General features: G+C 70.1%; 21 protein-coding genes. 11 read left to right on the top strand and 10 right to left on the bottom strand.

Annotation, left to right across the window (positions count from 1 at the left end; genetic code table 11):
• Nucleotides 1-31 precede the first annotated feature (31 nt).
• From VKV57_10325 to VKV57_10335, 3 genes are all read left to right on the top strand, one after another.
• Nucleotides 32-520, top strand: a complete 489-nt coding sequence (locus VKV57_10325) for a DinB family protein (protein ID HLW60301.1) — start codon at nt 32-34, stop codon at nt 518-520.
• A 220-nt stretch (nt 521-740) separates the two neighbouring features.
• Nucleotides 741-959 carry a hypothetical protein gene (locus VKV57_10330; GenBank protein ID HLW60302.1) on the top strand — a complete coding sequence of 73 codons (219 nt, stop codon included), beginning with the start codon at nt 741-743 and terminating at the stop codon, nt 957-959.
• Between the two features lie 428 nt (nt 960-1387).
• Nucleotides 1388-2509, top strand: coding sequence for an alanine--glyoxylate aminotransferase family protein (locus VKV57_10335; protein HLW60303.1), 1122 nt, complete (start codon nt 1388-1390; stop codon nt 2507-2509).
• A 198-nt stretch (nt 2510-2707) separates the two neighbouring features.
• On the opposite strand, the gene VKV57_10340 is transcribed toward VKV57_10335, so the two are convergent.
• From VKV57_10340 to VKV57_10375, 8 genes are all read right to left on the bottom strand, one after another.
• A complete protein-coding gene (locus VKV57_10340) occupies nt 2708-3925 on the bottom strand; it encodes an ABC transporter permease (GenBank protein HLW60304.1) in 1218 nt (405 codons plus the stop codon).
• Nucleotides 3922-4692, bottom strand: a complete 771-nt coding sequence (locus VKV57_10345; protein ID HLW60305.1) for an ABC transporter ATP-binding protein — start codon at nt 4690-4692, stop codon at nt 3922-3924. The genes VKV57_10340 and VKV57_10345 overlap by 4 nt, the downstream gene beginning before the upstream one ends.
• Nucleotides 4693-4706: 14 nt before the next feature.
• The gene (locus tag VKV57_10350; protein HLW60306.1) at nt 4707-6188 is read right to left on the bottom strand and encodes an efflux RND transporter periplasmic adaptor subunit; all 1482 of its coding nucleotides are present in this window, start codon (nt 6186-6188) and stop codon (nt 4707-4709) included.
• Complete coding sequence (locus VKV57_10355; GenBank protein ID HLW60307.1) at nt 6185-7549, bottom strand: TolC family protein; 1365 nt, start codon at nt 7547-7549, stop codon at nt 6185-6187. The genes VKV57_10350 and VKV57_10355 overlap by 4 nt, the downstream gene beginning before the upstream one ends.
• The gene (locus VKV57_10360) at nt 7546-8700 is read right to left on the bottom strand and encodes a HAMP domain-containing sensor histidine kinase (GenBank protein ID HLW60308.1); all 1155 of its coding nucleotides are present in this window, start codon (nt 8698-8700) and stop codon (nt 7546-7548) included. Before VKV57_10360 ends, VKV57_10355 begins: the two co-directional genes overlap by 4 nt.
• The gene (locus tag VKV57_10365; protein ID HLW60309.1) at nt 8693-9382 is read right to left on the bottom strand and encodes a response regulator transcription factor; all 690 of its coding nucleotides are present in this window, start codon (nt 9380-9382) and stop codon (nt 8693-8695) included. Before VKV57_10365 ends, VKV57_10360 begins: the two co-directional genes overlap by 8 nt.
• Nucleotides 9383-9389: 7 nt before the next feature.
• The gene (locus VKV57_10370) at nt 9390-9704 is read right to left on the bottom strand and encodes a hypothetical protein (GenBank protein HLW60310.1); all 315 of its coding nucleotides are present in this window, start codon (nt 9702-9704) and stop codon (nt 9390-9392) included.
• Between the two features lie 230 nt (nt 9705-9934).
• The gene (locus VKV57_10375) at nt 9935-11026 is read right to left on the bottom strand and encodes a zinc-binding dehydrogenase (GenBank protein ID HLW60311.1); all 1092 of its coding nucleotides are present in this window, start codon (nt 11024-11026) and stop codon (nt 9935-9937) included.
• A gap of 191 nt (nt 11027-11217) precedes the next feature.
• Here VKV57_10375 and VKV57_10380 point away from each other — a divergent pair, with 191 nt between their 5' ends.
• From VKV57_10380 to VKV57_10405, 6 genes are all read left to right on the top strand, one after another.
• Nucleotides 11218-11967 carry a hypothetical protein gene (locus tag VKV57_10380; GenBank protein HLW60312.1) on the top strand — a complete coding sequence of 250 codons (750 nt, stop codon included), beginning with the start codon at nt 11218-11220 and terminating at the stop codon, nt 11965-11967.
• Between the two features lie 112 nt (nt 11968-12079).
• A complete protein-coding gene (locus VKV57_10385) occupies nt 12080-12532 on the top strand; it encodes a hypothetical protein (protein HLW60313.1) in 453 nt (150 codons plus the stop codon).
• Nucleotides 12533-12647: 115 nt separating this feature from the next.
• Nucleotides 12648-12848, top strand: a complete 201-nt coding sequence (locus VKV57_10390; GenBank protein ID HLW60314.1) for a hypothetical protein — start codon at nt 12648-12650, stop codon at nt 12846-12848.
• 3 nt (nt 12849-12851) lie between these two features.
• Nucleotides 12852-13154 (top strand): TlpA disulfide reductase family protein, encoded by a 303-nt coding sequence (locus VKV57_10395; protein HLW60315.1) that lies wholly within the window; start codon nt 12852-12854, stop codon nt 13152-13154.
• A gap of 50 nt (nt 13155-13204) precedes the next feature.
• A complete protein-coding gene (locus VKV57_10400) occupies nt 13205-13933 on the top strand; it encodes a cytochrome c biogenesis protein CcdA (GenBank protein HLW60316.1) in 729 nt (242 codons plus the stop codon).
• A gap of 82 nt (nt 13934-14015) precedes the next feature.
• Nucleotides 14016-14534, top strand: coding sequence for a redoxin family protein (locus tag VKV57_10405; protein ID HLW60317.1), 519 nt, complete (start codon nt 14016-14018; stop codon nt 14532-14534).
• A gap of 56 nt (nt 14535-14590) precedes the next feature.
• Here the strand turns inward: VKV57_10405 and VKV57_10410 are convergent, their stop codons facing one another.
• Complete coding sequence (locus tag VKV57_10410; protein HLW60318.1) at nt 14591-18880, bottom strand: DEAD/DEAH box helicase; 4290 nt, start codon at nt 18878-18880, stop codon at nt 14591-14593.
• 81 nt (nt 18881-18961) lie between these two features.
• Nucleotides 18962-20317, bottom strand: a complete 1356-nt coding sequence (gene allB / locus VKV57_10415) for an allantoinase AllB (GenBank protein HLW60319.1) — start codon at nt 20315-20317, stop codon at nt 18962-18964.
• A gap of 312 nt (nt 20318-20629) precedes the next feature.
• Between allB and VKV57_10420 the strand changes: the two genes are divergently transcribed.
• Both VKV57_10420 and VKV57_10425 read left to right on the top strand, forming a co-directional pair.
• The gene (locus VKV57_10420) at nt 20630-20872 is read left to right on the top strand and encodes a hypothetical protein (GenBank protein ID HLW60320.1); all 243 of its coding nucleotides are present in this window, start codon (nt 20630-20632) and stop codon (nt 20870-20872) included.
• A 137-nt stretch (nt 20873-21009) separates the two neighbouring features.
• Nucleotides 21010-22608, top strand: a complete 1599-nt coding sequence (locus VKV57_10425) for a 4Fe-4S dicluster domain-containing protein (protein ID HLW60321.1) — start codon at nt 21010-21012, stop codon at nt 22606-22608.
• Nucleotides 22609-22650 lie beyond the last annotated feature (42 nt).

The following is a 22650-nucleotide window of genomic DNA, read 5'->3' on the forward strand; positions in this document are numbered from 1 at the left end:
GCTGGCGGACCAGGGAGAAGAGGAGCCGATAGTGCGAAGCGTGGTCGACCTGTTGCTGGGGTGGATGGATCATGCGTTCGAGCAGGAAGGCTGGCACGTGTCCCTGCTCGACTCGATCACGGGCCTCTCCGCCGCGCAGGCGGCGTGGGTCCCTGCGCGGGAGCGCAACTCGATCTGGAAGATCGTAGAGCACGTCGCCCTGTGGAAAGAGGAAGGCGCCCGCCGCATCGGCGCCCAGCCTCCTCGACCCGCGGGATGGGACAAGGAACACGATTGGCGCGAGATCGGCCCGGTTTCAGAGGAGCGGTGGAAAGCGACGGGACAGCGCCTGCGCCAGGCCCATGCGGAGGCCAAAGCGGCGCTGGCGAAGCGGTCCGATGCGGACCTGCAGATGCCGCCGCCGGGCTCCGCGCAGCCGATCGCTGCCACCGTCCGGGGGCTGATCCTCCACGACAGCTATCACTGCGGCCAGATTTGTTACCTCAGGGCGCTGGCAGGCAATCCGGCGAAGATCTGGTGAGCTGATCGCGTTTCCTCTGGTGGGGCCGTAGGGACAAAGGCCGCCGTTGGCGGACCGTTGCCTCCGGCGGCTTCGGTTCCTCCGCACGTGCCCGCCGCCTTTGTCCGATCAGTACCTTCTCCGTGACGAACATCACATTTCCGAGGTGCGGTGGGTCATGGTCCCGTTTTCGCCGGTCGCTTATGCTGGGTCCATCCTAAAGAGAAAGGAGGGAGCGACGATGCGGAATATCCTGATGGCTCTGGCTCTGGGGGTTGCGGTGCTTCTCCCGGCGGCAGCCGCGTCTGCCGAGAGCGAAGTGGCGGGCGGCGATCACGAGACCGTCCATACACCCACCGTGGCCCAAGGCGACTCGATGAACCTTGGCATGATTGCGGGTTCCGAGCAAGCCCCGCAGGCGCCCTACTTCGACCTGCGGCTGGACAACCGTGAGAACTAGCCCGTAGCGCGCTGCCGGTCGTCGCACGTGGGGCGGCTGGCAGCGCGGCTTATCTCCGCTTAATCGGGATCGGCCATGTTCGGGGTATCGGCGCCCGGTGTTCGGTCGCGTGCACCGGTTCGTGGCTGACCCGAGCCTCCTGAGAAATTCTCCCCCTTCTGCGGCTTACGGCCGGTGAGCCGTCCTCGTGGCTCCTCCGAATCGAGGCCCGTCGAGTTGCGTCCCGGCCTGCGGCCGGGGGCCGTTTTCGGTCTGCGCACCCCGAGCAGGACTTGCCTTTTGAGTATTCCTCAAGCATCATTGGGGAATGCGGGCCGAATTCGGGCCCGTGATCTGCGGCCCGACGGATGGTCACGGCGGGACGGACGTGCCCGCAGCGGACGATGATCCGCGCCCCGCGTCACGGTTTGTCCCAAGGAGGATTCGGCATGGACGACAGGCCCCTCGAACTCCTGATCCCCGGGCCGGTGCCTGTGAGCCCCGACGTGCTCGAGGCCATGGGACAGCCGGTCCGGCAGCACTACGGTCCCGAGTGGGGGCCGTTCTACGAGCAGTTCATCGCCCGTCTGCGCCGTGTCTTCGCCACGAGCGGGTCCGTCTACCCGATCCCCGCATCGGGGAGCGGCGGACTGGAGGCGATGCTGGGGACGCTGATCGGATCGGACGGATCGGTGGGCGTGATCGTGAACGGCTTCTTCGGCAACCGCGTGCTGAACATCGCCCGCTCACACACCTCCCACGTCGACGTGTTGAAGATCCCCTACGAGCGGCCGGCGGATCCGGACGAGGTGCGGGCGTGGCTTCGCGCCCACCGGGTGCCCCTGCTTGCCGTCGTGCACAGCGACACCTCAACCGGCGTCCTCAACCCGGTGGCCGAAATCGCTGCGGTCGCGCGGGCGGAGGGGGTGCCCGTCGCCGTCGACGCGGTGTCATCGCTCGGCGGAGCCCCGGTCGAAACGGATGCCTGGGGACTGGCGGCGGTCTCGACCGCGTCGCAGAAGTGCCTTGAGAGCCCGCCGGGGGTCGCCCCGGTTGCCGTCACGCCGCTCGGCTGGAAGGTGATCGACGATCAGCCGGTGCCGTGCCGGGGTTGGTACCTCAACTTGCGCACCTGGCGCCAGTACGAGACGGAGTGGGGGCCCCATCATCCGTACCCGGTGACGCTGCCGAGCAACAATCTAGTCGCCTTGAATCGGGCGCTCGAGCGGATCCTGGAAGAAGGGCTGGAGGCTCGGTTCGAACGCCACCGCCGCGTCGCCGCGCTACTGCGCGACGGGCTCGAGCGGCTCGGGTTCACCCTCTTTGCCGACCGGCGTTGGGCCTCGCCCACGATCACGGTTGCGTATCCTCCGCAGGGGGTCAAGCCGAGCGCGCTGATGGAGGCGTTGCGCATCCATCACCGGATCGCGGTGGCGGGCGGGTTGGAGCACCTGGCCGGCAAGGTCATCCGGATCGGCCACCTTGGGGCCCAGGCAACCCCCGAACGGATGCGGAACCTCCTCGGGGCCTTGGAGACGTGCCTGCGCGAGGGCGTGCCCTCAACCCCATGAGCGGAGCCCGGGGGGCTCCGCGATCCAGAATCCGCCGACGCGGAAGCGAAAAGTCGCGGTTAAGGTGAACATCGCAACGGACGCCACGTAGGCCAGCCCCGCGGTCAGGCGCGTCGCTTGGGACGATGGGGTCGGGAACCTCACCCGACCGCCCGACGTTTGGTTGCCCTAGCTCGGCATTCCCCTCGCCCTATCGAGCTATTCGTATCTAAGCGCCACGATGGGATCCAATGCCGCCGCCCGCTGCGCCGGATAGAATCCAAAGACCACCCCGATCAGCGCGGCCGATGTGAACCCCAGCACCATCGAAAACGGGGAGATGAGCACCGGCCAGTGCGCCAGCGTTGAAGCGCCCTGGGCGGTGGCGAGCCCCATCGCGATCCCGATCAGCCCCCCGACGGACGCCAAGGTCAGGGCCTCGACAAGAAACTGGAGGAGGATGTCGCGTCCCTTCGCCCCCACCGCCATGCGCAGTCCGATTTCGCGCGTCCGTTCGGTGACGGAGACGAGCATGATGTTCATGATGCCGATCCCCCCCACCACCAGTGAGACGACCGCGATCCCCGCGAGCAGCAGTCCCTGGGTCTGTGACGTGGCGATCCGGACCTGTTGCACGTCGGAGATGTTACGCACGGAGAAGTCGTCGGGCTGCAGCGGTGTGAGGTGATGCCGGATCCGCAGCAGCCGTTCGGTCGCGTCGATCACCCCCGCCACCGTGTCCGGGGTCGTGGCGGAGATGAGGATGTTCTGGACGTACGTCACGCCGGTCAGGCGGGCCTGCAGCGTGCTGATCGGCACCTCCACCAGGTCGTCCTGATCGCGGCCGAACCCCGACTGGCCCTTGGACGTGAGGACCCCGACCACGAGGAAGGGTACGTTCTTGATGACCACCGTGGCCCCGATCGCCCCACCGGCGGGAAAGAGGTTCTCGGCGACCGTACTGCCGAGGACGGCGACCTTCGCCGCCTGGTCCACCTCGCCGGAGGTGAAGAACCGCCCCTGGGCCACACTCCAACTCCGCACCGTCTGCCAGGCCGGGGTGCTGCCGCCGATTGAGGTGGACCAGTTCAGACCGCCGGCGACCACCTGCCCGCTCGTCTGCGACGACGGGGCCGCCGCCGCGACCTCGGGGACCAGCCGGCCGATGGCCGTCACGTCATCGAGTTTGAGGGAGGTCCGCGTCCCCGATCCGAGGCTCACCCCCCCGCTCGTGATGGCGCCCGGAACGACGACGACCAGATTGGCACCGAGGCTCTCGATCTGTGCCAGCACGGCCGCCTGCGCGCCCGAGCCGATGGCCATCGAGGTGATGACCGCGCCCACCCCGATGATGATGCCCAACATCGTCAGAAACGAACGCGCCGCGTTGCGGCGGAGCGCCTGCCAAGCGACCCGCAGGAGCACTGAGACGTTCATGCGCGCGCCTCCCCCGCGGCGGCCACGGCCGCCGCCTTGGCCGACCCCGTGGCAACGTCCTCCGGGGATCGATCCTCCGTCACCACACCGTCCTTGAAGACCACCACGCGCTTCGACCAGGCGGCAACGGCGATATCGTGCGTCACTACGACGACGGTAATCCCGTGCTCGCCGTTGAGGCGCCGGAAGAGCTCCATGATTTCACCGCTGCTCGCGCTGTCGAGGTTACCGGTCGGCTCGTCGGCCATGAGGAGCGGGGGGTCGTTCGCGAGCGCGCGGGCGATAGCCACGCGCTGCTGCTGCCCGCCGGAGAGTTCGCTCGGGCGATGGTCCAACCGGGTCCCCAGCCCGACGCTCTCCAGCAGCGCGCGGGCGCGCCGCATCCGCTCTTCGCGCGCAATGCCGGCGTAGAGCATCGGCAGTTCGACGTTCTCCAGGGCCGTCGTGCGGGCGAGCAGGTTGAAACTCTGAAAGACGAATCCGATCCGGGTATTCCGGATGGTCGCCAGTTGGTCGCGCGACAGGCGCGAGACCTCGACGCCGGCGAGCCGGTACGACCCCGCCGTCGGGCGGTCCAGGCACCCCAGCAGGTGCATGAACGTCGACTTGCCGGAGCCCGACGGGCCCATGATCGCCACGAACTCCCCCTGCCGGATGGAGAGGCTGACGCCCCGCAGGGCCTGGACCTCCGTGGTGCCCTCCCCGTAGATCTTCGTCAGGTCTTGGACCTCGATGAGGGGATCCCCCGCCGGCGCACCGCCGCGCACTGCGGCGCCCTCCCTCATGGACCGACCCGGCCGCCACCCGACCCGCCGCCGGGGGTCTGGCCGCCCCTCGCCCCCCCGCGGACTTGGGCGATGATCACAGCATCGCCGGCGCGGAGGGTTCCCTTCGTGATCTCCACGTTCTGACCGTCGGAAAGGCCGATGACGACGGACACGGGGCTGGGCCGGCCATTGCGCAGCGCCCAGACGGTCACCTGTGATCCGGGAGCGCCGGCGACCGGCGTCGCGGCGGGGGCGGCCCCGGACGGGGCGAACCCACCGCTGGGCGCCGCCGGGGGAGCGCCGGCCGCTCTGAGCGGACGATACAGCAGCGCGGCGAGCGGGACCGCGAGCACGTGGGTGCGCTTGGCGATATCGATCGTGATCTGCGCCGTCATCCCCGGCAACAGCCGCCCCGAGGAATCGTGCACGATCACCACCGCATCGTAGGTGACCACGTTCTGGACGACCGTGGGATTCACCCGCACCTGCTGCACGGTGCCGGCGAACACCACGTTCGGGAACGCCGTGACGGAGATGTGCGCCGCTTCCCCATCGCGCACGTTGCCGACGTCTGCCTCGTCGACGGAGGTGTCCACCTGCATGTCCGTCAGATTGGTGGCCAGCGTGAAGAGGGTTGGGGTCTGAAAGGACGCCGCCACGGTCTGCCCCACGCTGACGTTCCGCGCCATCACCACCCCGTCGATCGGGCTGGTGATGATCGTCCGGGAAAGGTTGTACTGTGCCTGTTGCAGCTGCGCGGCTGAGGACGCGATCTGGTGCTGCGACGTCGCGGCCTGCGCCTGCGAGGTCGTCACCTGCGTCTGCGCGGTCCGCACCTGGCTCGCCGCCGCGTCGACCTGGGCCTGCGCGACGCCGACCGCGGCCTCGGCGGCACGCGTGTCTTCGGCGTTGGTCGCGGCCGCGGTGCGGTCCGTATCCATCTGGTTCTGGGGGATGAACCCCTGCTGGAGCAGCGACGCGTCGCGGCTCACGGTCAGGGCGGAGAGGGTGACCTGCGCCCGGGCCTTCGTCACGTTCGCCTGGGCGCTCCGGAGATTCGCCTGCGCTTGCCGGAGGTTCGCCGCCGCCGTCTGCACCGCGTCCCGGGCCTGCTGGATCGCGCTTTGCGTCGAGGCGGCGGTGGACTGTGCCGCCGCCAGGTTGGCGCTCGACTGCTCCATGGCCGCCTGGAATGTGGTCGGGTCGAGGGTCGCCAGTACCTCCCCCTTGGTGACCTTTGAGTTGTAGTCCACGTTGAGCGTGGCGATGGTCCCGGACACCTGGCTGCCGACCTGGACCTGCGTCACGGGGTTGACCGTGCCCGTCTCGTTGACCGTCGCCGCGATGTCCGCGTAGCCCACGGGGCGCGTGATGTAGCGCACGGTGGCGCGGCGGACGGTGAGGCGTTGGTACCCCCAGACCGCCCCGCCGATGAGCGCGATGATGACGATGGCGGTGAGGACCGCACGGCGGCCGCGTCCGGATGTGTGTGTCATTGACTGCCTCCTAGGGTGCTGCCCTGAATCGGCATCCCCACCGCGTGCTGCAGGGTCGCCAGCGCGGTCTGGTACGTATACTGGGCGGTGACGGCATTGACGTCGGCCTGCGCCGCCGTCGCCCGCGCCGTGATCACCTCGACGATCGTCCCGACCCCTGTGCGGTAGCGGCCCTCGGCAACGCGCAGCGCCTCATCGGCCGCGTCCCGCGCCACCTGCGTGGCCGTCACTGCCGCGCTGTCCTGCACGGCGGCCAAATACGATTGGTAGGCGTCCTGCCGGACCGACAGGCGGGCCGCGGTGAGCTGTGCCTGGGCGCTGAGCAGGGTGGCCTCCGCCCCAGCGATTTCGGCCTTGCCTTTGCCCGCGTCATACAGCGGCAGGCTCACGGTGGCCGTCACGCCGTAGGACGTCGAGTTATTGAGCACCGGGCTCGTGCTGAACGGCGTGTAGGTTGCGCCTACCCCGACGTCCACCTGGGGACCCGCGGACACGTGCGCCAGATCCAGGGCGGCTTGATTGGACGCGACGGCCGCCTGCGCCTTGGCCACCTCCGGGCGGTTCGCCTCGGCCGAAGTCATCACCGCGTCGGCCGACACCGTCACCGCCAGCGGCGGGGGCGGCGGGGGCTGCACCTCGACCGGCGTGGCCGCGTCCATGCCGATCGCCCCCTGGAGGCCGGCTTTCGAGGTGGCGATCTGGGAGCGCGCCTGCAGGAGGTTCACCTGCGCCTGCGCCACCTGCGCCTGCACCTGGATCACGTCGGACTGCGCGGCGACCCCAGCCCGGACCTGGGCCTGGGAGAGCGCGAGTTGAGCCTGCGCCTGCGCGAGCAGCGCCTCCTGGACCGTGGTGAGCTGTTCCGCCTGCAACACGCTGAAGAAGGCCGTGGCCACCGACAGCGCGGTATCTTGCGTCGTCTGGCGCAGCGCGGCTTCGGCGGAGGACAGCGCGGCGCGGGCGGTCTCCACGGCCGCCCGCGTGCGGCCGCCGTCGTACAGCGGCAGGTTGGCGGTGAGGGAGACCGACCCGGTCCCGCTGAGATTCCCCGGAGCCGACGACGACCCCGACGCAAATGTTCCCCCGGTCGCGCTCCCGTATGTCCCCGTGCCGTCCGCCGACACCGTGGGCGCAAACCCTGCCTGGGCGACCACGATGCCCTGCTGGGCCGCCGCGACCGCCTGCTGCGCCGCCGTCACCTGGGGGTTGCGCGTCAAGGCCTCCTGCAGGGCCTGCGCCAGCGTGAGCCCCGACGTTGCAGGCGAACCCGGCTGGGCGGCCAGTCCAGCCTGTGGGCCGAGCGCCAAGCACGCGCCCAACGCGACGACTCCTATGATCGATACAACGGATCGCTGGGTCATGACCCCTCCTGAGCGTGTTTGGGGAGCGTCACCGTGAAGACGCTGCCGGTCCCCGGCGCGCTCTCCACTCCGACCTGCCCGCCGTGCGCTTCGACGAGCGACTTCACGATCGCCAAACCCATCCCGGTACCCCCACTGGTTCGGGTGCGCGATTCATCCGCCCGATAGAAGTGATCGAAGATATGCGCGAGGTCCTCGGCGCGGATCCCGCTGCCGGTGTCGGAGACCACCAGGTGAATTCCTTCCCCGTTGCCGTCCCGCAGCCCGATGCGCACCTCCCCACCCGCCGGGGTATGGCGCAGCGCGTTTTCCACCAGGTTCTGCACCACCTGCCGCAGGCGGTCGGGGTCGGCCTGGATCTCCGGCAGGGGTCCCGGCACCTCAATCCGCAGGGCGATGGTCCGCTCGTCGGCGAGCGGCGCGAGGGCTTCCACGGTTTCCCGCACCACCCCGCCGACGTCGGTCGTCCGGCGGTGCAGCTCCAGCTGGCCCGCCTGGGCCAGCGATAGATCGCGCAGATCCGTGATGAGGCGTTTGAGCAGCACCGCCTGGCTGTGCAGACCCGCGATCCGCTCGGGGGTCGGCTCGATGACATGGTCCAGCATCCCTTCGAGCGTCCCCTGAATCACCGAGAGCGGCGTGCGCAGCTCATGGGCGATCCCGGCGAAAAGGCGCCGGCGCTGTGTCTCCTGCTCGGCGAGTTGAGAGGCCATCCGGTTGAACGCATGGCCCAACTCCGCGAGCTCGTCCCGGCCGGTCACCGGCACGAGCGGCGGAACCCCGCCCCCCGCGATGACCCGGGTCGCCTGCGTCAAGATGACCACCGGCTTCACGATGCGGCTGCCCAGCCACAGCGCCACCAGGACGCCCACCCCGGAGGCCACGAGCGTGCCGCCCCAGATCGCGTTTCGGAAGCGGCTCTCGAACAGGATCTCCCGCGGCCCGAATGGCCGCCGTGGGCCCGAGGCGGGCTCCGGCGACACGGCCGCGCCTCCCGCCGCGGAGAGGCCGCGGCCGCGCTCCTGGTCCCGCTCGACGTACTGCCGGAAGATCAACCGGGCCTGGTAGCTGGCAAAGGTGGCGGTCAGCACGGTCGTGAGCAGCGCCGTTCCAATGAACGCCGCGCTGAGTCTCGCCCTCACGCTACGCATGGCGATCGTTCACCATATGAAACTTGTACCCAACCCCGTACACCGTCAGGATATAGCAGGGGTTCTTGGGGTCGGGTTCCACCTTGCCCCGCAGGTTCTTAATGTGCGCGTCCACCGTACGTTCATACCCCTCGAAGGCGTGCCCCTGGACCCGGTCGATCAGCTGCATCCGGGTGAAGACCTGGTTGGGATGGCCGGCCAGAATTTCGAGCAGCCGGAACTCCGTCGGGGTCAGGTCGACGCGCCGCCCCTCCAGGGTCACTTCGTGCGCGCGCAGGTCGATCACCAGGTCGCCGGCCCGCACCACCTCGACCGTCTCCCGGCTGCCGCGGCGCAGTACCGCGCGCACCCGCGCAACGACCTCGCGCGGGCTGAAAGGCTTGGTGATGTAGTCGTCGGCGCCGAGCTCCAGCCCGAGGAGCTTATCGCTCTCCTCGTCGCGGGCGGTGAGCATGATGATCGGGGTCTGCCCGGTCTCGCGAAGCCGGCGGCAGACCTCCCGGCCGTCGAGCTTCGGGAGCATCAGATCCAGAACGATCAGGTCCGGCCGGAGGCGGGCACAGGCGGCCAGCGCCGCCTCGCCGTCGACCGCCTGATCGACGTCGAACCCATCCCGCTGCAGATACGAGCGCAGGAGGTCGACGATCTGTGGCTCATCATCAACGACAAGGATGCGCGGCATCGTGGCCTCAGGCAAGCGTCCCCAGGCGCTTGAGGTACTCGTCCTCGGCGATCTCGCCCCGCGCGTACCGCTCGCGCAGGATCTGCCTCGCCCCGTCCGGACGCGACCACAGCGAGCGGGTCAGGAGCGCCCGCCAGACCAGCAGCAGCAGGCCGATCCCCAGCAGGCCGCGGAGCAGCAGGAACAGCCCGAACACCCCGGCGCGTGGCCCGAACGGATGCGGACCAAACGCATGCAGACGCGCCCCCTGGGCCAGCGCCGGAAGCGCGAGCCCCAAGACCAGGGCGCCCGCGAGCATCAACGGATGAAGCCGTCTACGCATCCCACCCACCTCCGTCATATAATGTACCCTCAGTATGGGCTCGACCTACGAAGAAGTTGTGAACCCGTAGTGAAGATGTGGTGAATCGGCGGCGTCCGACCCTCGCCCCCACTCCCACGCGGCCGAGGCGGCGCGAACCGGCAGACCGACCGCGCGGACGACCCGCGGCGCGACGGCAGGCCGGCTGGTTTCGTTGGGGGCCTGCCCCGCCGCGGACGAGCCCTCGCCCCTCACCGCGTCAGCGTCAACGTCGCGCGGGTCACCCGGCGCTGGTCCGAGTCCTCGAGCGCCTTGCCGACGTCGCGGAGCGGGTACTCGGCGTCGAGGAGTGCCTCGAACGGATATCGTTCGCGGGTCGCGCCGAGAAAATCCAGGGCGCGCTTCAGGTACCACGGATGGTAGCGGATCACCGGAAGGATCTGCACGGCGCGGCGGGTGAGCGCGCCGGGGTCGAACGGCGTCATCTGGCCGGGGGAGATGTTCCCGACTTCCACCACCCGTCCGCCGGGGTGGACGAGGTGGATCGACTCGGCAAACGCCGCCGGAACGCCGGTGACTTCGACGGCCACGTCCGCCCCCGCCCCGCCGGTGAGGGCGGCAACCCGTTCCGCGCGGCGCTCGGGCGTTTCGTGCTCGCGGAGGTCGATCACCAGATCGGCCCCGAAGCGGTGGGCGAGCTCCAACCGCCTCGCCACACCGTCGATGACGATCGTATGCGCGCCGCGCGCTTTGGCGACCGCCAGCGCGCACAGCCCCAGGCCGCCCGCCCCCTGCACGACGACGTGTTCCCCGGATGTCACCTTCGCCTGGTCGAGCGCGAACAGCAGCTCCGACAGCGCGCAGTTTGCGCTTGCGGCCGCCGCGTCGGGCACCCCGGCGGGGACGACATAAAAGTACTGGTCCGGGTGGATGTAGTAGTGCGTGCCGAAGGCCCCGTGGAAGTGCGGAGGGTCGTCGGCCGGTCGAGCCCAGTAGCGGTAGCAGTTGGTGCAGAGGTTGAACCGTCCGGCCTGACAAGCCGAACATTTGCGACAGGTGATAAAGTACGCGCAGGCCACCCGGTCGCCGGGGTGCACCGGAACCCCGGCAAAGTCCGTGTCGACCCCGCGGCCGAGCGCGAGCACGCGCCCCAGCATCTCGTGGCCCAGCACGCTGCCCATCTTGACCGTGGGATGATGCCCCCGCCAGATGTGGAGCTCAGAACCGCAGACGTTGGCGCGAGTCACCTCCAGGAGGATCTCGCCCGGGCCGGGGTCCGCGACCTCGTACTCCCGCAGTTCGGTTCGTCGTGGGGCGACCAGGACCACCACCGTGCCGCGCATCTCTCACCTCCTCGATGACGCAGATCGCTTCTCCGCTGCGGCCGCCACAGCCTCCCTCCGATCGCGTTCGGGGTGGAGGGAGAGGAGCGGATCACGGGAAATGAAACCATCGCCGGGATTCCCCCGCCGGGAGTTCGAGGCCGTGGGGGAATCGCCGGACCAAGATCGGGCACGACCGGAAGAGGTGGACGATGCATCGGACGCGGGATCGCGGCTGGGCGGTGACGACCTCCTCCGGAGGGGTCGTGCCGACAGCGGACGCGAGCACCGGGAATGCCGACCGCAGCGATCCGGCGGGACACCGGGCCGCATCACACTCCCCTACCCGGCGCCGACCGCGCGCCGTCCCGTGGATGACCGGAATCCCGTCCGGCCTGCTCGGCCTCGGCGTCGCGGCGCTGCTGGCCATGGCGGGGGCGATGACCCCAGCCCCGGCCGCGCAGGGGGATCCCGCGGCGAAAGCCGAGGTGCTCGCCGCATTTCACAAGCTGAATACGCTGTCCGGGTACCGGATGAAAGTGATCACCGCTGACGGAACGGCCCTAGAGGGAGAGATCGTCCCGCCGGACCGGGAGCACTGGACGGGCCGGGGGGCTCAGCTGAGTGGGGAATGGATCCGCGTGGGCAGCGCTGTGCGCACGAGATTCATCATCGGCGGCGCCCCCGGCGGCTGGCAGTGCAATATCTCAGCTCCCTCGTTTCTTGCCGAGATCGACAAGCACAAGAACGAAGTCACGGCGCTGCGCAAACCCGACACCCTGATCGACGGGGTCCCCGTCCGCGTCTACACCGATGGGGCGGGGAGCACGCTCTATATCGGCGCTCAAACGGGGCTCCCCCGCCGGCTGGTTGCCGTAGACAGCCAAAGCGGCAAGGGCGACACGCTCGACTTCTTCGATTACGGGGCCAAGCTCAGCATCACCCTGCCGTCCTGCGCGTAGCCGGCGGGCCGCAGGCCCCGGGAAATCTCTCCGCATAGCATTGTTACACGGGCATGAGATACAATAGGAAAGAGTTGGGGGATGAGATCACGCCCCAGGGGAGGCGTTCTCAATGAGACTCGGAACATACCGGTTGGTCGTGTTGGCGGGGGCGGCAGCGGCGGTCGGCCTCGTGGCCGGCACCCCGTTTACCGCCCAGGCCCAGGCGATCACGTGCGCGCCAGGAACGACGGTTCTGTACCGGGCGGTTGGACCGCAGAGCGCCCCGATGCTGATCCCCGCACAGGTGCACGCCACCATCTGCTCGCAGAACGGCGCCGTGGTGTCGGTTATCCCGGGGTTCACGACCGTCGGCCCTGCCGGAGCGCCCATGATCATCCCGGTGAACATGCCGGTCAAAACCTGCGTTCCGACGACAACCGCCTCCGTGCCGGTGGTGGGCGGAGGGTTTACCGCCCCGGTCCAGCTGGTCCAGATCAGCCCCGGCGTGTTTGCGGTCAACCTGGCGACCCCCGCGGCGCCGGTCGTGGTGACGACGTTCTCCACGGCGCTCACCTGCTTCTGACCCCGGGAAGATCCCCGTTGGGAGGCCGGCCGCTCCCCATATTCCGGAGGCAAATTGCCGCCGCACGGCGGGCCGCCCTCCTCGCGCCACGAATGCCGAGCGGAGCACTTGGCCGATGTCGACACGCGCGCATCTGATGCGCGGGCCCGCGCTCGCGATCGCGGCGGTGACCGTGGCGGCGCTGCTCTCGGGCCCGGTCCAGGCGGGGGCCGCCCCGGCCCCCACCTTCACTCTCGAACGGCTGAACGGTCACTCGCTGAGCCTGGCCGAATTCAAAGGCTCGCCAATCATCCTGCTGTTCTGGGCTCCCTGGTGACCCATCTGCAACGCCGACGCCCCCGGGTGGGAGCGTGTGTACGAAGCGTGGAAGCCGAGCGGCGTGAAGCTGATTGGTATCGGCCTGCTCGATAACAAGCAGGCCTGTCAGGCCTTTGCCCGACGGCACGGGTTGACCTTCCCCAACGTGTACGATCCCGAGGGAAGGGTGGCACGATCGTTCGGATTCACGTACCAACCGTTCTGGGCGGTGATCGACAGGCACGGGGACCTGCTCAAGACCGGCTACGGGCCCCAGGACGAACGCGAGCTCGTATCGACCATCAAAGTCCTCGCCGGGAGGTAGGACCGCGGGAGGTCGGAGGTTCCGGGCACCGCCCACGCGGTGGAGACGAGATGCCCCACCTGAACCTGGCCATCGCATTTGCCGCCGGAGTGCTCGGGTTCTTCTCGCCCTGCGTCGTGCCCCTGATCCCAGGGTATCTGTCCTTCGTCTCCGGCGTTTCGCTCGCGGAGATGGACCCCGCGGAGCGGAGCAAACACATCGGCCGCGTCGTGCTGGCGACGATCACGTTCGTGCTCGGCTTTTCGGTGATCTTCACCGGCCTCGGTGCGTCCGCGTCGCTCTTCGGGGCCTTCGTGCTGGGCAACCGGCTCCTGCTCACCCGGATCGGGGGCGCGATCGTTATCGTCCTCGGCCTCTCGATGCTTGGGGTGATCAGGCTTCCCGGGCTGGCGCGCGAGCGTCGAGTACGGATCACCCGCCGTCCGGCGACCATCCTCGGCGCGTTCCCGGTCGGGATGGCGTTCGGGTTCGCCTGGACGCCGTGCGTGGGACCGGTGCTGGGCGCGGTGCTGACGATGGCGGCGACCACCCCACGCGCCGTCGACGGCGGGGTGCTCCTGTTTGCCTACTCGCTTGGACTCGGACTGCCGTTTCTCGCCACCGCCGCCCTCCTCACGACCGCATTCAACGCGCTGCACGCGCTGGGCCGGTACGGCCGGGCGATCGAGACGATCAGCGGCGTCTTCCTCGTCGCCATGGGCGGGGCGCTGCTCTTCGACCTCATATTCCGGTTCAACGCCTGGATCCTCGAGGTGTTCCCCTTCCGGCCGGGATTGTAGCCTGGCCCGCGCGGCTTTATCATATCCACACAGTGACCGGCTAGCCTGGGCGATGGGCAGGATTCGAAGGGGGTGATCTCCGGTGCGATCCCTGTTCTGTGTGCTGGTGGTGGCCGCGGCGGTGGGACTCGCCGCGCTTCCGGGAGGAGCGGTGGGCACGTCGAAGGCCCCCGACTTCATCGGCGGAGGCCCCTGGTTCAACACCGAGGCACCGTTGACGCTGGCCGGCCTCCGCGGGAAGGTCGTCGCGGTGGAAATGTGGGCCGCCGGGTGCATCAACTGCATCAACACCTTCCCCTACGTGAAGCGCTGGGACGCGGCATACCGATCGAAAGGACTCGTGATCGTCGGGGTGCACTCGCCCGAATTCCAGCACGAACACGCGGTGGGCTACGTGAAGGCGGCAATCGCCCGTGAGGGGATCACGTATCCGGTCGTGATGGATAACGACTTTCGAATCTGGAATGCCTACAAGAACGAATACTGGCCGACCCTCTACCTCATCGACAAGAGGGGCACCATTCGATACACGCACATCGGCGAGGGCGAGTACGACGCGACGGAGCGGATGATCGCCAAGCTCCTGGCCGAGCACAGCTGAGCGCGACGGCCGGCGCGCCGTGCCGCGTTGGCAACGGCCGGGAGAACAGTCCCCCCTTAGGCCACGGGCTGAAGGTGGCTGCGCACCGCCCCGAGCGGCCCGGAGGCCAGCGGCAGCCCGTCGCGGTACACGATCAGGTGGCCTGAAACCGCGGGCACGCGCGCGCCCGGCGTAAGGATCCCGGAGAGGTTGAGCGGGTCGGCCGCGGACACCAGCACGGTTTCCTCCGCGGGGGCCTGACGCCGAACCGCGCGGAGGGCTTCCACCGCCTCGGGCAGTGCATACTGCTCGCCGACGACCCCATCGACGAACCGGCCGCCGCGAATCTCCCCCGCGCTCTCCCACCGCCGATAGACGGCGAGCAAACTCCGCCAGGGCGGCAGCTGCGGCTCTCGGGCGAGGACCTCCCGAAAGACGACACCGTAGCGGCGCAGGGACTGACGGGCGAGCACCTCCAGCCGCTTTTCCGGGGGCGGCGACTCCGGGAGGTCTCGCCGCCACAGAGACCATCGCCCCGACGGCGCATCGCCGGCCCGGTGCTCACCTCGCTTCCGCCGCCGCCCCGGCGCCCGTCGCAGAAGAAATCGCAGCCCGGCGACGCCGTCGCCGGCAACGAGGCCGCAGGCCACCAGTTCCCACAGCGCGGCCTCAACCTGTGCGGGGAGTAGGCGCAGCGAGCGCGCGAGATCGCCGAGGAATGACGCCCCGCGCCGCTCCAGCACGGCGAATACCTCGGCGGAGACCCGTCCGAGCCCCGCGGGTGGGTCGCCGCCATCTTGGGGGGCGACGAAGATCGGAAGGTCCTCGCGCAGGACGAAGGCGAGAGGGGCCTGGCGCGTGACGGTCTGTCGGCGGCGGCGGTCCGGAGACGCGACCTCCGCTCGGGTCCCCCCGGTCGGATACAACCGTCCCCAGGCGATCCGTCCCGACAGGCAGAGGTGCTCGAGATCCGCGGGGTTGTACGACCGCAGGCGTCCGGCCAGCACCTGATCCTCCCACGCCGTGGCCGGGAGTTCGAGCCCCTGGAGCTGCGAGATCACCTCGACCAGCCCGGGCCGGCCGTGCAGTTGGGTCCCGGGCTGGAGGTGCTGCCACCTGAAGAGGAACCGCATGTACGTCGCGGGGGCGACGGGCTCGATCTCCCGACGCAGCCGCCCCAGGGTCAGCCGGTGGATTCGAGCCAGCAGGTTCCTGGCGCACCATTCGACACCCTCGACCGCGGCGCCGGGGGTGAACCGCCCCTGGAGAACCATGCCCTCGTGCTCCAGCGAGAACAGCGCGGCGTCGACGGTTCTCTGCGCGAGGCCGAGCCGAGCGGACAGGGCGGCCGCGGTCACCGGTCCGAGACAATCCATCCAACCCTGCACCACGCGCTGCCCCGCGGCCTCCTCGCCGATTTCGGTGTCGACGCCGGGGGGAACGGCCACCGCGGGCACGATCCCCGCATCCGGCCGCAGCGCCCGCAGCCAGGGCACCCGCTCGGCCGCCACGTAAGCCGAGACATCCCGCCCGTCGAGACCCCACGTGGCGACCGCGGCGCGGTGCCCCGCCACCAACGCCTCGGCCATGCCCGACCACGGGCTGGCGTCGGCCACCGGAAGCACGCCGATGGAGAGGAGAAGATCGTGGAGCTCGTCGGGGGTGCGGAGATCGGGCCAGGCCTGGGCGCGTACCTCCGCGATCGCGGCCGGATCCAGCCGGCCGAGCGTTCCCGCAAGCTCCGGCGCGGTGCGCCGCAGGGAGACCGCGCGCGCCCGCCGCTCCTCCAGCGGGGCGTCGTCCAGGAAGGCGTACGGGTTCGCGTTGAGAATCTCGTGGGACATCGGTGAGGGCGCCGTCGTCTCCACCGACACCGCCTGGATCTCGCCTCGGTCAAGCGCGTCCAACACCTCGCGGAGGCCGTCGAGATCCATGGCTTCCCGCAGGCAGTTCTGTATCGTCTCGTTGACGAGCGGATGGTCCGGCGGGACGATCGGCCCGGCGTGGTTGTCCCCACAGGCCACCTGCGCCGGGAACACCGCCGCGAGCAGATCCTCCGCCCGCATGCGCTGCAGGGCGATCGGCACGCGGCGCCCGCCCTGCTGCCGCAGGACCGCCAGCGAGCGGGTCACGTTCCACCGCCAGCGGTTCGCAAACATCGGTGAGGCCAGCAACGCCTGGATGAGGTCCTCCTCCAGGGTCTGCCGCCGGGTCATCTCGAACACGCTCTCCAGCGGAAACGAGTGCTGCTCCCCCAGAGACAACACCAGGCCGTCGTCGGTCGCGGCCGCCTGCAGCTCGAAGTCGAAGGTCAGACAAAAGCGCTTGCGGAGGGCAAACCCCCAGGCCCGCGTGATCCGGCCGCCAAACGGCGCGTGGATTACGAGCTGCATGCCGCCGCTCTCGTCGAAAAACCGCTCGGCGATGACGGTGCGGTCGGTCGGCACGGCGCCGAGCGCTGCCTGGGCCGCCGCGACGTAGGCCACGGCCTGGCGCGCTCCGGCATCGTCGCACCCCGCTTCGTCGATGAGCCACCGGGCCGCGGCTTCCGGGTCGGCGAGTCGTTCCGCGACGCCCGCACGCAGCGAGGAGACCGCGGCCGAGAGCTCTCGGGTGCGGGCCGGCGCTTCGCCCAGCCAGAACGGCGAGCTGGGCGGTAGCCCGTGGGCGTTCTCGACGAGCACGCGCCCGGCCTCGACCCGCCGGATCTTCCAGGACATGTTCCCGAGGAGGAAGATGTCGCCCCGCTGGCTCTCGACGGCGAAGTCTTCGTTGACGCGGCCGACGAAGGTGCCGGGCGCCTCCTCGATCACGTCGTAGTCCCCGGTGTCGGGGATCGCGCCCCCGGAGGTGATCGCGGCGAGGCGGGCCCCGCGCCGCGGGCGCAGCCGTCCGTGGACACGGTCGCGGTGCAGGTAGGCGCCGCGGCGCCCCCGCCGGTCCGCCACGCCCTCGCAGAGGATCTCCAGCACCCCGTCGAACTCGGCGCGCGTGAGCTGGCGGTACGGCCAGGCGCGGCGCACGAGATCCCACAGGTCCTCTTCCGCCATTTCGGCCGCCGCGATCGCCGCCACCATCTGCTGCGCGAGCACGTCGAGGGGCTTCACGGGCAGCCGGGTACGGTCGAGCGCGCCCGCACGGACGGCCCGGACCGCGGCGGCGCACTGCAGGAGATCGTCGCGGGTCAACGGGAGCAGCACGCCCTTGGGCGTCGCCCCCAACCAGTGCCCCGACCGGCCGACCCGCTGCAGCAGCGTCGCCAGCGCGCGGGGGGCGCCGATGTGGCAGACCAGGTCGACATGCCCGATATCGATCCCGAGCTCCAACGACGCGGTGGCCACGACGACCGGGACCGCGCCGGACTTGAGCCGCTGCTCGGCCGCCAGGCGGACCGGACGGCTGAGGCTGCCGTGGTGCGCCGCCACCCGGTCCTCGCCGAGGCGGAGGGAGAGCGCGTGGGCAACGCGTTCGACTTGCCTGCGCGTGTTCACGAACACCAGGGTCGCCCGGTGCCGGCCGACGTGGACGGCGATCCGGTCGTAGAGCTCCTCCCACAGCTCGTGGGTGGTGATCGGCCCGAGCTCCCGGTCCGGGACTTCTATGCGGAGGTCGAGCGGGCGTTGATGCCCCACGTCCACGATGGCGCAGCCGGCCGCACCGCCGGCCTCCGGAGGGGTGCCGACCAGGAGGCGGGCGATCTCCTCGATCGGCTTCTGGGTGGCGCTCAGGCCGATCCGCTGCAGGCGCCGGCCGCAGAGAGCGTCGAGCCGCTCGAGGGAGAGGGCCAGATGCGCGCCGCGCTTGTCCCCGGCCACCGCGTGGATCTCGTCGACGATCACGGTCCCGGCGGTGGCAAGCGCGCGACGGCCGCCTTCCGCGGTGAGGAGAATGTAGAGGGACTCGGGGGTGGTGATCAGGATGTGGGGGGGGCGGCGAAGCATTCGCGTGCGGTCGCGGGCCGGCGTGTCACCGGACCGCACGGCAACGCGGATCTCCGGCAGCGGAGCGCCTTCTGCGTCGGCAAGCCGCCCGATGCCGCCGAGAGGCTCCCGGAGGTTCTTTTCGATGTCGTTCCCGAGCGCTTTGAGCGGAGAGACGTACACCACATCGATGCGGTCATCGAGCGTGCCCGCCGCCGACCTGAGGACGAGGCGGTTGAGCGCCCAGAGAAACGCCGCCAGCGTCTTGCCGGATCCGGTCGGCGCGGCGATCACCACGTCGCGCCCGGTGGCGATCTCGGCCCACCCGGCCACCTGCGGGGCGGTGGGGGCGGCGAACCGCTCGGCGAACCACCGCCGCACCAGCGGGTGGAATCCCAAGAGCGTTCCGTCCTCTGGCATTCGAGAAGCGTCGTGTGCGTCGGTCATGCGGGGCCTCACCCGTACGATACCACGAGCGCCGTTCCCTCGCCAGCGGGACCCGGCACGGGTCAGCGAAGGGGCTCCGCCTCAGCCCGGGCGGATCAGGCGGCCCGACCCCGGCGGGGACATGACCTCTCCCTCTGCGAACACGAGGCGCCCCCGCACCAGCACCTTGTCGACGGCCCCGACGATCCGCCATCCCAGATAGGGCGTCCATGGGTGACGGTACAGCAGCCGGTCTGCCGAGATCGTCCACTCTCGATGATAGTCAAAGAGGACGACGTCGGCATCGGCCCCCGGAAGAAGGCTCCCTTTCCGGGGAAAGAGCCCGAAGATGCGGGCCGCGTTCGTCGATGTCAGCGCCACGAGCCGCTCAAGCGGGAGGCCCCGCCGACGAACCCCCTCCCACACCAGGAGCGGCAGCAGGGTCTGGACACCGGTGATCCCCCCCCACGCCGCCCAGATGTCGTCGGCCCCTCGCGTCTTTTCCTCGAGGGGACAGGGCGAGTGGTCGGAGGCGATGCAGTCGATCGTCCCATCGGCCACCTCCCGCCACAACCCGTCCACCGCCGCCCGCGGTCGAAGCGGCGGCGCACACTTGGCGACAGGCCCGAGCCGGGCCGCGGCCTCTTCGTCGAGGAGCAGATAGTGCGGGCAGGTCTCGACGGTGACGTTCTGTCGCGCCCGCGCGGAGGCGATGCGGGCGGCGCCCTGCGGGATGCTCAGGTGCACGATGTGCAGCCGGCATCCGGCGGATCCGGCCAGGAGCAACGCCCGCTGAATCGCCCCGAGCTCCACCTCCGGCGGGCGCGACTCCCCCCAGGCGCGGGAGTCCCTGCGCCCGGCCCCCTCCAAGCGCGCGCGGAGGGAGAGGGCGAGCTCGTTGCTCTCCGCGTGGACACCGACCACCCCGCCCCACACGGCGATGCGCTTCATGCCCTCCCAGAGCACGCCGTCGTCCGCCCGCGCGAACTCGGTCCCCGAGTCCGCCATGAACGCTTTGTAGCCCGCGACCCCCGCCTCCCGCAGCCCCTCCAGGGCATCGACGTTGCCGGGGACCAGGCCCCCCCACAAGGCGCAGTCCACCACGGCGCTCTGCGTGACCGCGGCGGCCTTGAGGGCGAATGCGGCGGCATCGGTCGTCGGCGGCACGGCGTTGAGCGGCATCTCGATGACGGTCGTCACCCCGCCGGCCGCCGCGCTCCGGGTGCCGGCCCCGAACCCCTCCCAGTGCGTGCGCCCGGGTTCGTTGAAGTGCACATGCGGATCCACGCACCCCGGCAGGACCAATCTGCCGGTGGCGTCGATCACCTCCTCCGCGTCCGGCCGCTCCCCGGGATCGAGGAGAGCGGCAATCCGTCCCCCGGCGATCATCACGGTGGCGGGGAACACCGCCGTGTGCGTCGCCACCATACCGCCGACGATCGCCGTCTCCGCCTTCATGCCCGCGTCCGCCCCAATCGGGGGACCCCGACGCGGCGGGGCCGCCGGCACGACGCGCTCACCCCGCTCCGTCGGGGCCGCCCCTCGCTCGAGGCACCCTCGGGACGAGTCCGATCGCGCTCAGCCTCGCCGCGCCGCCGCATGCGGTTCCCCTCCTCCGAAATTGGCGTTGTGATTCACGCTCGATCGGCGCTTCCCTGCCGCGGCTTCGCGGCATCGTCCGCACGGTGTGAACCGGTTCATCGCCCCCGCGGCGCGGTTCGGCTACGCTGTGTGGGCAGCGGACACGACGCCCATCGAGGAGGACCGCGAATGATGCCGCCAAACCTGTTCGGGCCGGGAGGGGGATGGGTGGTGCCCTCGGCGCTCGGCCTCCTCGCCTTCTCCGCGATGATCCTCCTCGCCCTGGATGACCTAGCGGCCGCCAGGGAGCGGTTGGAGAGCGCGGAGGCGGCCGAACTCGGTCTGCTTCTTCGCCCAAGCCGCGCTCCGGCGGATCGAACGCGCCCCCCAGAACACACCCCCGCCGGCGGTGCGCGCCGTTTGGGTCCCTGAGCCACCCCGCGCCCGAGGCATCGCCCCGCCCGAATCCCCGGCATCGCGTGATCCGGCTCTCTTGCGTGCGCATTCGTTGCGGTTCGGGTGCCCCTCGGAGCAGGAATCCGGTTTAGACGCGCTGTAGGGGAACACTCATGAATCCCAGCTCGCAGATCGCCGGAGCGGCACGCCCAGCTCCGCCCGCCCGTCCGCTGCGGTGGGCCAAGGTGATCGACCACACCCGCTGCGTCGGCTGTCACGCCTGCACGACCGCGTGCAAGTCTGAGAACGAGGTCCCGCTCTCCGTCACCCGGACCTACGTCAAGTCCGTCGACGTCGGAACGTTTCCCCAGACTCGACGGGCGTTCCAGGTCACGCGCTGCAACCAGTGTGCCGACGCGCCCTGTGTTGATGCCTGCCCGACCACGGCGATGTACAAACGCCCGGACGGGATCGTCGATTTCAACAAAGCGATCTGCATCGGCTGCAAGGCTTGCATCGCCGCCTGCCCCTACGATGCGATCTTCATTAACCCCAACGACCTTTCGGCGGAGAAGTGTAATCTCTGCGCGCACCGCCTCGACGTCGGGCTGGAGCCGGCCTGCGTCGTCGTCTGCCCGACCGAGGCGATCCTCGTGGGCGACCTGAACGATCCCACCTCCAGGGTCGCGCAGATCGTGGGTCGCGAGCCGGTCGCCGTCCGCCGGCCCGAAAAAGGGACCCGACCGACGTTGTTCTACAAGGGCGCACACCAGGCGACCCTGGACCCGATCGCGGCGCGCCGGCCCGAAGGCGGCCTGTTCATGTGGAGCGAACAGGGGCGGTTCCCCGACCAGGTCACCTCGGGCCACCCGCACGGGTGGGCCAACTCCTCAGCCGCGGCACTGCTGAGCTACGACGTGCCGCACCTGGCGCCGTGGACGTGGCGGGTCAGCCTGTATACGTGGACGAAAGGGATCGCCGCGGGCGCGTACCTCGTCCCGCTCCTGCTGATCCTGGGGGGATGGCTCTCCTGGACGAGCGGGCTGTGGCTGTGGGCGGCACCGATCGTGGCCGGGGCCTTCCTCGCCGCGACCGGGGGGCTGCTGATCGCCGACCTCAAGCATCCAGAGCGCTTCTACCTCATTTTCACGCGACCGCAGTGGTCGAGCTGGCTGGTGCGGGGGGCCTTCATCATTGCGGCCTACTCCGCGGTGCTCGCGCTGCACGTCTTGGCCACCCTCCTCGGTGGGGATCGCCTGCAGCGGGCCCTCGCCGTCCCCGGCCTCCCGCTCGCCGCACTGAGCGCGGTCTACACCGCCTACCTGTTTGCGCAGGCGAAGGCGCGCGACCTTTGGCAGAACCCCCTGCTGCCGCCGCACTTCCTTCTGCAGGCCGGGCTTGCCGGATCCGCGGCGATGCTGCCGTTCGCGGCCTGGTTGGAACCCGATCTGATCCGGCCCCTCGTCGCGACGTTGGGTGGGGCCAGCCTCCTGCACCTGCTGTGCGTCTGGGGGGAGGCAACCTTACCCCACGCCACGGCGCACGCCCAGCTGGCGGCGCACGAGATGACCGCCGGCCGGTACCGCGGATTCTTCCGGATGGGGAGCGCACTGGGGGCTGCGGGACTGCTCGCCTCCGCGATCGGCCTCGCCGCCGCCTCCCCCCTGCTGACCGCGGGAGCAGGGGTGGCCGCCGCGGCGGCGGCACTGACCGGCCTCCTCCTCTACGAGCACGCCTACGTCCAGGCAGGGCAGGCGGTCCCTCTGGCGTAGGTGCGGCCGGCCCCGGGATTCCTTTTGATGATTCGCAGTGGA

This window comes from bacterium (assembly GCA_035307765.1).
Lineage (GTDB): Bacteria > Sysuimicrobiota > Sysuimicrobiia > Sysuimicrobiales > Segetimicrobiaceae > Segetimicrobium.

Coding starts and splice junctions, on each gene's coding strand:
- VKV57_10330 (HLW60302.1), top strand. CDS start 741: ATGCGGAATATCCTGATGGCTCTGGCTCTGGGGGTTGCGGTGCTTCTC.
- VKV57_10335 (HLW60303.1), top strand. CDS start 1,388: ATGGACGACAGGCCCCTCGAACTCCTGATCCCCGGGCCGGTGCCTGTG.
- VKV57_10340 (HLW60304.1), bottom strand. CDS start 3,925: ATGAACGTCTCAGTGCTCCTGCGGGTCGCTTGGCAGGCGCTCCGCCGC.
- VKV57_10350 (HLW60306.1), bottom strand. CDS start 6,188: ATGACACACACATCCGGACGCGGCCGCCGTGCGGTCCTCACCGCCATC.
- VKV57_10355 (HLW60307.1), bottom strand. CDS start 7,549: ATGACCCAGCGATCCGTTGTATCGATCATAGGAGTCGTCGCGTTGGGC.
- VKV57_10360 (HLW60308.1), bottom strand. CDS start 8,700: ATGCGTAGCGTGAGGGCGAGACTCAGCGCGGCGTTCATTGGAACGGCG.
- VKV57_10365 (HLW60309.1), bottom strand. CDS start 9,382: ATGCCGCGCATCCTTGTCGTTGATGATGAGCCACAGATCGTCGACCTC.
- VKV57_10370 (HLW60310.1), bottom strand. CDS start 9,704: ATGCGTAGACGGCTTCATCCGTTGATGCTCGCGGGCGCCCTGGTCTTG.
- VKV57_10375 (HLW60311.1), bottom strand. CDS start 11,026: ATGCGCGGCACGGTGGTGGTCCTGGTCGCCCCACGACGAACCGAACTG.
- VKV57_10380 (HLW60312.1), top strand. CDS start 11,218: ATGCATCGGACGCGGGATCGCGGCTGGGCGGTGACGACCTCCTCCGGA.
- VKV57_10385 (HLW60313.1), top strand. CDS start 12,080: ATGAGACTCGGAACATACCGGTTGGTCGTGTTGGCGGGGGCGGCAGCG.
- VKV57_10390 (HLW60314.1), top strand. CDS start 12,648: ATGTCGACACGCGCGCATCTGATGCGCGGGCCCGCGCTCGCGATCGCG.
- VKV57_10400 (HLW60316.1), top strand. CDS start 13,205: ATGCCCCACCTGAACCTGGCCATCGCATTTGCCGCCGGAGTGCTCGGG.
- VKV57_10410 (HLW60318.1), bottom strand. CDS start 18,880: ATGACCGACGCACACGACGCTTCTCGAATGCCAGAGGACGGAACGCTC.
- allB (HLW60319.1), bottom strand. CDS start 20,317: ATGAAGGCGGAGACGGCGATCGTCGGCGGTATGGTGGCGACGCACACG.
- VKV57_10420 (HLW60320.1), top strand. CDS start 20,630: ATGATGCCGCCAAACCTGTTCGGGCCGGGAGGGGGATGGGTGGTGCCC.
- VKV57_10425 (HLW60321.1), top strand. CDS start 21,010: ATGAATCCCAGCTCGCAGATCGCCGGAGCGGCACGCCCAGCTCCGCCC.